Here is an 8,347-nt window from a genome sequence, read left to right as displayed (position 1 = left end):
TTAAGCACTTCAGCGGCGACAATAGCTGGACGAGCTCCAGTAAAGATAGCACGTTGCCAGGTAGGAAGACCTGTTCTGAGAAGGACAGGTTTTTTCTATATAGAGATAGAAAGCTAAACACATTCCTTGTGGACAGGCTTCATAGCAAATAGAGTGATTTCTAATAGTTATCTAGTAGTTACCTAGTATCTATATAGTAGTTTATAAGTTGAAATTGCGTTTTCCATGCTTTTAAATTATTTATTTTCCATAGGGTTCATACACCCTTTTTATTTCCACCCATCTTTTCCGTGTACCACCTGCATCAACAATATAGTTGTATTTGTTTATGATTTTGGAGAAGGAAACTTGAAAGTTGCGGGACTTTTCTATTCTTGTGGCAAAATTCTATAGCTAAGCAGAAAAGATATGCTATAATGATACGGTTGAGAAACCTACAGTATCTATGGTGGATAACTGTAATAAAATAGATGGAGGTAGTAGTATGATAGAAATTACCGTGCATTCATTAGCGGAAACAGCACAGCTTGGTGAAAAAATCGGGCATTTGCTGCATCCTGGTTCATTATTAACATTGAGTGGCGATTTAGGCGCCGGTAAGACAACTTTGACAAAGTCTATTGGTAAGGCGTTGGGTGTGAAGAAGGTCATTAATTCGCCAACGTTTACCATTTTGAAAACATATTATGGAAAAATGCCTTTGTATCATATTGATGCATATCGTTTAGAGGGCATCTCACAGGATCTGGGCTTTGAGGAAATTTTTGAGGATGATGGCGTTTGTGTAGTGGAATGGCCACATTATATTGAGGAACAATTGCCGAAAGAACGTTTGCGTATCGAAATACGCCGCATTGATGAGGAAGTTCGTTTGTTCATCATTGAGGGTATTGGCAAAGCATATGAAGAGATAGAGAGGGCATTAGCATGAAAACATTATGTATGGACAGTGCGCATAAGCATTTGATCTTTGTGTTACTGGAAGATGGTAACGTGGTGGCAAGTCTTGCACAGGAGTGTTGGAAACGACAGAGTGAAACATTATTTCCTGCGCTTATTGCGTTAATGGAGGAAGCGCATTGGAAAGCGGATGATATTGATGAAGTTGTGATAACGGATGGTCCGGGCAGCTATACCGGTGTGCGAATTGCGATGACGGTGGCTAAGGTTTTATGTACCAGAAAGCATATTCCTTTATATTGCATCAGTACGTTGCAGTTGTATGCAGGTATGCATCCACATACGTTTGTAATGCTGGATGCGCGTAGTTCACGTGCGTATACGGCGTTATTGGATGAAGGAAAGTTTCTTTTGGATGAGGGTATCATGACGCTGGATGAGGTGAAAGCGTATCTGAAGGACAAGGATGTTCGTGTAGTAGGAGAAACGGAATTGATTGATCTTGCTCACGAAGATGTAGATTTTGTGGAAAATTTCCAGGCATTGCGTCCGTTAGCGCGTCGCATTGACAATGTACATACCTTAACTCCGCGATATTTAAAAGAAAATGATGCGTATTTGGTGAAGTAGTATGCTGCGTAAAATGCAAGTGGAGGATATTGAAGCGGTTGCGGCATTGGATAGTGAGTGCTTTCCCTTACCTTGGCAAGAGGAACAATATCGATATGAATTACATGAGAATCCGTTTGCTCATGTTTATGTGTTAGAAGTAGACGATAGGATCATTGGCTATATTGATTTCTGGATTACGTTTGAAACATGTCAGTTGGCGAAGATTGCTGTTGCACCGGCTTATCGTGGACAGCAGTATGCGCATTTGCTGATGGATGTCATGATTGCAACAGCAAATCAAGAGCAGTGTGAAACTATCTCATTAGAAGTACGCGTTTCAAATGAAGCTGCTCATAAATTGTATGAGCACTATGATTTTATCAAAGTGAATGTCCGTAAAGCTTATTATCAGGATAATGGTGAGGATGCGGATTTTCTGATAAAGGCGTTAGGAGGAAATTGTATATGAAAGACACGTATATATTGGCTATTGAATCAAGCTGTGATGAAACAGCGGTTGCCATCATTAAGAATGCGAAGGAAATCGTGGCAAATGTGGTGGCGACGCAGATTGATGTTCATAAGGATTTTGGCGGTGTGATTCCGGAGGTTGCCAGTCGTATTCATGTGGAAAATATTTCAATGGTTATTGAAGAGGCTTTGAAGAAAGCTAACATGGATGTAGCGGATATGGATGCTATCGCGGTTACACAGGGACCGGGATTGGTTGGTTCTTTGCATGTTGGTGTTCAGGCGGCGAAAACTTTGGCTTGGGCATATGATAAGCCATTAGTTCCCGTACATCATATTGCCGGCCACATTTATGCGAATCAGTTAATTACCGAGCTTGCATTTCCTTTACTTGCTTTAGTTGTATCAGGTGGACATACGGAACTTGTTTATATGAAGGATGAATGGAGCTTTGAAATTTTAGGCACAACGCAAGATGATGCAATTGGTGAGGCCGGTGATAAGGTTGGACGTGTATTAGGCTTACCTTATCCAGGTGGTGTCTATGTGGATAAGATAGCAAAGGATGGCAAAGCTATTTATACATTGGCGAAGCCTAAAACAGAGAATGAATTGGATTTTTCTTTCAGCGGTTTAAAGAGCAGTGTCTTGCAGTTTATTGATCGCTGTAAGCGGAAAAATGAAACATTCCTGCCTGAGGATTTGGCTGCTTCTTATCAGGAAACGGCTTTTGAGGCGTTATTGGAAAGAGCACGGAAAGCTTTGGAGCTGTATCACCCTAAACAAATGTTGTTGGCAGGTGGAGTTGCGGCGAATTCTTGTTTGCGTAAGAAGATCAGTGAGGATATGGCTAAGGCGTATCCAGAGGTTACCTTTATCATACCGCCGTTGTCTTGTTGTACGGATAATGCAGCAATGATCGGTGTTGCAGGTACCATCGCTTATCAGCATGGAGAGCGTGGAGATTTTGCTTTGACTGCAGATCCTGGTATGGAATTGGAAAGATAAGACGCATAGAAGGAAAAGTCTTGAGGAAACGTTTATAAACCGAATATTGGATATACCCCCTGAACTGTGGACAAATCAGTAAAGGGGGTTTTTGTATGGGAAAATCTCTAGTCGCATGGATATTATTTTATGAATTTATCTTGTAATAGTATTTACTAGTTGAACATTCTTTCATATAAAGTAATATAATATATAAGGTATCACATTCTTTTTCAATATATGTGTTTCATATCCATTGTTTTAGAGCTAGCAATGGCATAATGAATAGCATTTTGGATAGACTAGATGAGTTTTTTGATGCTATGGGTATTTAACATAGCTAAAAAGGAGATGAGCTTATGGATAATTGTTATGATAGTGAAAAGGGAACCTTTCGGTTACGAGCAGGTGCGATTTTGGTTCGTGATGGCAAAGTGCTGATGATGAAAGGTAGATTAGCGGAAGGTGGTAAAGAAGTTATGTATTCACTGGGAGGTGCCATCATGTTTCAGGAAACTGCAGAAGAGGCAATCATCAGGGAAACAAAGGAAGAAATAGGCTTATCTATTCGTGTTAAACGACTGGTATGCATCCATGAGAATTTTTTTGATGTAGAAGATCTTGGCAATAATCATGAGGTATCCTTTTATTATCTGGTAGAACCTGTGCATGAAGAGGATTTAAAAAAGCCATTTCTTAAAACACCTTTAGAGGAAGCAGTTTGGATACCGATCGATGACTATCAAAGCTATGATGCCTATCCGGCTTTCTTTAAGGATACCTTGAAACAGTTGGATGATGAGCGGATACAAACCATCGTGACAAGGCTTGCGAAAGAATGTGAATGATGAAAAAGGAGAATGTACCGGGTAAGCATTTGTAAAGCACTTGATCAATGATTTAAAGAATAAAAAGATATAATTAAAAACATGAAAAGCACGTGATGAGCAAGCGCATAATCAATCACGCAGCCAATAAAGCAATCACAGAAGGTTAGGAGGAAAGAATCATGGAATACTGGGATATCTATACACAAGATGGCATTTGTACCGGACGCAAAGTAAAGCGTGGAGATGCGATGGCAATAGGAGATTACCATTTGGTCATTCATCTGCTGATTCTTGGTAAAGATGGTCGTCTGTTGTTACAAAAACGTTCAGATCAAAAAGAAAGCTTTCCCGGCTATTGGGATTTTGGCATAGGCGGAAGTGCTGTTAGTGGAGAAAATGCCCGGCAATGTGCACAGCGCGAGTTGCAGGAAGAATTAGGCATTCATATGGATTTTCAACAACGTAAGCCGGTTTTGCGCAGCTATGGACAACATTCCTTAGTAGATTTCTTCACCATTGATTATGCCGGAGAATTAGCAGATCTGACATTGCAAAAGGAAGAGGTCAGTGATGTTTGTTGGGCAGATTTAGAAACTGTGCATCTGATGTGCAAACAGGGAATCTTCATCCCATATCAGCCACATTTGCTTGCTTTATTGTTAGACATGCATAAGCAGCAAGGCTTGCATTGTTCATCATAATATATCGGAAAGCTAAGTTTTCTTGCTTCTTTTTATCAACACTACAAGATGCGTATGACAGTACGTCAAGCCGTAAAAGTTCAAAATGACAAATTCTTCACAATTAAAAAAATTTGTGGTATACTAACAGAGGTGATGAACATGACAGAGAAAAATGTGCCAAAGGCTACGTTGCAGCGCTATCCGGTGTATCTGAAAGCACTGCGGAAACTGAAAAGCTCAGGAGTGGAAAGGATCATGTCCAAAGAGCTTGCCAGTGTTGTGAATATTGAACCAACGACGATTCGCCGAGATTTTTCCTTTTTGGGAAATCTGGGGAAACAAGGGTATGGTTATGATGTCAATAAACTGATTGAAATATTCAACCAGCAGCTTGGCATGGATTTCGATGAGAAGATCATTTTGGTGGGGGCAGGTAATATGGGCCGCGCTTTGATGAAGTATAATAAATGGGATTATGTTGTAGGTGAGATTGCCTGTGCATTTGATATTAATCCTGATCGCCAGGGTGTGCGTTTCGGTATTCCGGTATATGATATCAGTGAGCTGGAACAACGCATTCCGGATGGCTGCCGTATCGCCATCTTAGCCATCAGTGAAAATATTCAGCAGACGGTAGATCGTTTAATTGCCTGTGGCATCACAGGTTTGGTCGATTTTACCCATGTGCATATACAAATTCCAAAAGGGGTTGTATTAAAGAGCGTAGATGTGGTATCATCTATACAGGAACTTGTTTTTGAAACAAACAGTTTAAATGTAGAACGTTGAAACAGGACGATGCCTGCTAACGATGCATAGCGAATCCGGGATGGTGGAAGCCGGAGGCATACGAGCAAGCGGAGAACACCTGTGGAGTTGAATCGGAGAATAGAGTAGACGATTCCGCGAAAGGATGGCGTTAAGATCCGATAAGCAAGATGTCTGTCAGCAGAGGTATTTCTGACAGGAATCAGGATGGCACCGCGTAACTAACTTACGTTCCTGAAAGGGAACGTTTTTTTTGTTCCCTTAATGAATAAAAGGAGGAAATGAAATGTTTGAATTTATGACCATTCGCGAACTATATGAAATCGTATTAAGCGCATCTCATGTAGAACTAGACAGCTTGGAATATGTACAGCTTCAAGGTTGGATACGTACAAATCGCTGCAGCGGTAAATTAGGCTTTATCGAATTAAATGATGGTACGTATTTCCGCAATGCGCAATTAGTTTATATGCAGGAATTGAAAAACTTCGCGGAAGTAGAGAAATATCCTACCGGCGCAGCTATCACCGTAACCGGGAAATTAAAATTAACACCGGATGGTAAACAACCATTTGAAATTGTAATAACAGAGGCTGTTTTGGAAGGCGATTGTGATCGTGATTATCCATTGCAGAAGAAACGTCACAGCTTTGAGTATATGCGTGAGATACCACACTTGCGTCCTCGCGCGAATTCCTTCTATGCCATTTTCCGTCTGCGTTCTGTATTGTCTATGGCCATCCATGAGTTCTTCCAGAACCAGGGCTTTGTCTATGTACATACGCCAGTCATTACCGGCAATGATGCAGAAGGTGCGGGAGAAACCTTTACAGTTACCACACGTGAAGATCAAAAGTATGAAGAAGATTTCTTTGGGAAACACGCTTCTTTAACGGTATCCGGACAATTGCATGTAGAATCCTTTGCGATGGCTTTTCGAGATGTGTATACCTTTGGACCAACTTTCCGTGCTGAAAACTCAAATACGACACGTCATGCCAGTGAATTCTGGATGATTGAACCGGAAATCGCCTTTGCGGACTTAGAGGATGATATGGATCTTATTGAAGATATGGTGAAATATTGTATTGATTATGTCTTGGAAAATGCACCGGAAGAAATGAAATTCTTTAACAGCATGATTGATAAGGAATGCATTGAACGTATCACCAAGGTACGTAACAGTGAATTTAAGCGTATGACTTATACGGAGGCGATTGAGCTTTTAAAGAAAGCCGATGTGAAGTTTGAAAATAACAAAATCGAATGGGGCATGGATCTGCAGAGTGAGCATGAGCGCTACTTATGTGAGAAAGTAGTCAATGGACCAGTCTTCTTGATTGATTATCCAAAGGATATCAAAGCCTTCTATATGCGTGTCAATGAAGATAATAAGACGGTTGCGGCATGTGATTTGTTAGTGCCAGGCGTTGGCGAATTGGTTGGCGGAAGTCAGCGTGAAGAGCGTTATGATGTGCTAGAAGCGCGTATGAAAGAAATGGGTATGGAAACTGACAGCTTACAATGGTATATGGACTTGCGTCGTTATGGCGGTTGTAAACATGCCGGCTTTGGCTTAGGCTTTGACCGTATGCTGATGTATTTAACAGGCATGCAGAATATTCGTGATGTTGAGCCATTCCCACGTACACCAAGAAATTTGATTTTCTAATCGTAGAATAGACTTTCACAGGGTATGTGAAGGTCTTCTTTTACAATAGATGATACAAAGGGGTAAGAAAGGAACAGAATATGATACGTTTAGCAACAAAACAGGATGCCGCAAGCATATTAGCAATTTATGCTGAATATGTATTGCATGATAGTGCAACTTTTGAATATGAAGTGCCTTCCCTTACGGAATTTGAACAACGTATGGAAGTGATACAACAGGTATATCCATATCTGGTCTATGAAGAGGAAGGAAATATTTTAGGGTATGCTTATGCGCATCGTTATAAGGAGCGTGCGGCTTATCAATGGGATGTGGAATTAAGCGTATATGTCAATAAGGATGTTCATGGAAAAGGTATTGGCAGTATGCTGTATGAAGTATTATTTATTTTATTAAAGAAACAGCAGGTACATCATGCATATGCCTGTATCACTTCCCCCAATCCGAAAAGTGAGAGGATGCATGAGCGGTTAGGATTTCAATTAGTGGCTAGATTTCCTCATACCGGCTATAAATTTGACAAGTGGTTGGATGTTGTTTGGATGGATAAAGAATTACTTTCACCAGGTGTACCTCAACCAATCGTGCCATTGACATCCTTCATTGAACAATTGCCAAAGGATCTAAGCGAACTTTTAAACAAAGACAGTAATCCTATAAAATAAATCATAAAAAGAGCAGCTTGCATGGAATGATTTCTAATGTGACCTCCAAAGGTTAGACTTAAAATCTAACGAATGAAGGTTGCATCCTTCCTGTAGCTGCTTTTTATCTGTTTGGGGTTTTGTGCCTTTCCTTTTTAAAAGGTGATCCTTTTATGGAGTTTCCAATATGTTAGCCCAATTTATCAAAAGTTATTCTTTCATGAGTTTTTAATAGGTTAGTCCAGCTTTTTAAAGGTATCCTTTCTTCGCGTTACCAATACGTTTATCCAATTTCTTTAAAAATTATTCTTTGATAGGCTTTCCGATATGCTTGTCCAATCGCCATTGCGGCGCACTGCCATCATCTGCCCAATATTCATCCAAAGAAATAATCTTATCCTGTTGTAGCTTTAGAAAGGAAACAACATGATAGGAAACAGTTTGATCTTTTGGATAAACAAGTGTAACACTAATGATCAAATCATCAAGTAACTCTACTCTTTTTACGACCCCATCCCAATCTCCCGGATATTCGCAATTCGCAATAATATATTCATCAAGCGTAAATAGTTCATTGGTACAATGCCAACAAATCCTCGCATCCTGATGAAAATAGTTTCTGATTTCCTGCTCATCCTGTTTTAGGACGGCTTTCCAAAATTCATAGATGTTCATAAGATAACTTGTATTATTTAATTAACCAAGAAACAGGTAATTAAATAGTATCTTCCTTTCTTGGGAATTCATTAAGCTATATAATTAGCTTAGGGCTGTGGA

General features: G+C 40.1%; 10 protein-coding genes. 9 read left to right on the top strand and 1 reads right to left on the bottom strand.

The genetic code is table 11. The features are described 5' to 3' along the window. The first annotated feature begins 484 nt into the window (after positions 1-484). The 9 genes from tsaE to EDD61_RS13495 all read left to right on the top strand — a co-directional run bounded on the left by tsaE (position 485) and on the right by EDD61_RS13495 (position 7,591). Entirely contained in the window at positions 485-931 is a 447-nt protein-coding gene (tsaE, locus tag EDD61_RS13535; RefSeq protein WP_008689873.1) for a tRNA (adenosine(37)-N6)-threonylcarbamoyltransferase complex ATPase subunit type 1 TsaE, read from the top strand. Beyond that, positions 928-1,530 carry a tRNA (adenosine(37)-N6)-threonylcarbamoyltransferase complex dimerization subunit type 1 TsaB gene (gene tsaB / locus EDD61_RS13530; RefSeq protein WP_008689871.1) on the top strand — a complete coding sequence of 201 codons (603 nt, stop codon included), beginning with the start codon at positions 928-930 and terminating at the stop codon, positions 1,528-1,530. Before tsaE ends, tsaB begins: the two co-directional genes overlap by 4 nt. Before the next feature lies 1 nt (position 1,531). Beyond that, positions 1,532-1,981: a ribosomal protein S18-alanine N-acetyltransferase gene (rimI, locus tag EDD61_RS13525; RefSeq protein WP_017144563.1), complete on the top strand. Its 450-nt coding sequence runs from the start codon at positions 1,532-1,534 to the stop codon at positions 1,979-1,981. Beyond that, on the top strand, positions 1,978-2,991 hold the full coding sequence (tsaD, locus tag EDD61_RS13520) for a tRNA (adenosine(37)-N6)-threonylcarbamoyltransferase complex transferase subunit TsaD (protein WP_008689867.1): 1,014 nt from the start codon (positions 1,978-1,980) through the stop codon (positions 2,989-2,991). Before rimI ends, tsaD begins: the two co-directional genes overlap by 4 nt. Positions 2,992-3,329: 338 nt before the next feature. Continuing rightward, positions 3,330-3,818, top strand: a complete 489-nt coding sequence (locus tag EDD61_RS13515; protein ID WP_008689864.1) for an NUDIX hydrolase — start codon at positions 3,330-3,332, stop codon at positions 3,816-3,818. A gap of 161 nt (positions 3,819-3,979) precedes the next feature. Then, on the top strand, positions 3,980-4,501 hold the full coding sequence (locus tag EDD61_RS13510; protein WP_132225837.1) for an NUDIX hydrolase: 522 nt from the start codon (positions 3,980-3,982) through the stop codon (positions 4,499-4,501). A gap of 141 nt (positions 4,502-4,642) precedes the next feature. Next, on the top strand, positions 4,643-5,272 hold the full coding sequence (locus EDD61_RS13505) for a redox-sensing transcriptional repressor Rex (RefSeq protein ID WP_008689858.1): 630 nt from the start codon (positions 4,643-4,645) through the stop codon (positions 5,270-5,272). Positions 5,273-5,537: 265 nt separating this feature from the next. After that, positions 5,538-6,923: an asparagine--tRNA ligase gene (gene asnS, locus EDD61_RS13500; RefSeq protein WP_128125420.1), complete on the top strand. Its 1,386-nt coding sequence runs from the start codon at positions 5,538-5,540 to the stop codon at positions 6,921-6,923. 80 nt (positions 6,924-7,003) lie between these two features. Then, the gene (locus EDD61_RS13495) at positions 7,004-7,591 is read left to right on the top strand and encodes a GNAT family N-acetyltransferase (protein WP_132225835.1); all 588 of its coding nucleotides are present in this window, start codon (positions 7,004-7,006) and stop codon (positions 7,589-7,591) included. A gap of 282 nt (positions 7,592-7,873) precedes the next feature. Here the strand turns inward: EDD61_RS13495 and EDD61_RS13490 are convergent, their stop codons facing one another. Beyond that, complete coding sequence (locus EDD61_RS13490; protein ID WP_132225833.1) at positions 7,874-8,245, bottom strand: nuclear transport factor 2 family protein; 372 nt, start codon at positions 8,243-8,245, stop codon at positions 7,874-7,876. Between the last annotated feature and the right edge of the window lie 102 nt (positions 8,246-8,347).

Source organism: Longicatena caecimuris (assembly GCF_004341945.1).
Taxonomy (GTDB): Bacteria; Bacillota_I; Bacilli_A; order Erysipelotrichales; family Erysipelotrichaceae; genus Longicatena; species Longicatena caecimuris.
The sequence above is the reverse complement of the archived record's forward strand: the minus strand, read 5'-3'. Positions and strand labels throughout refer to the sequence as shown.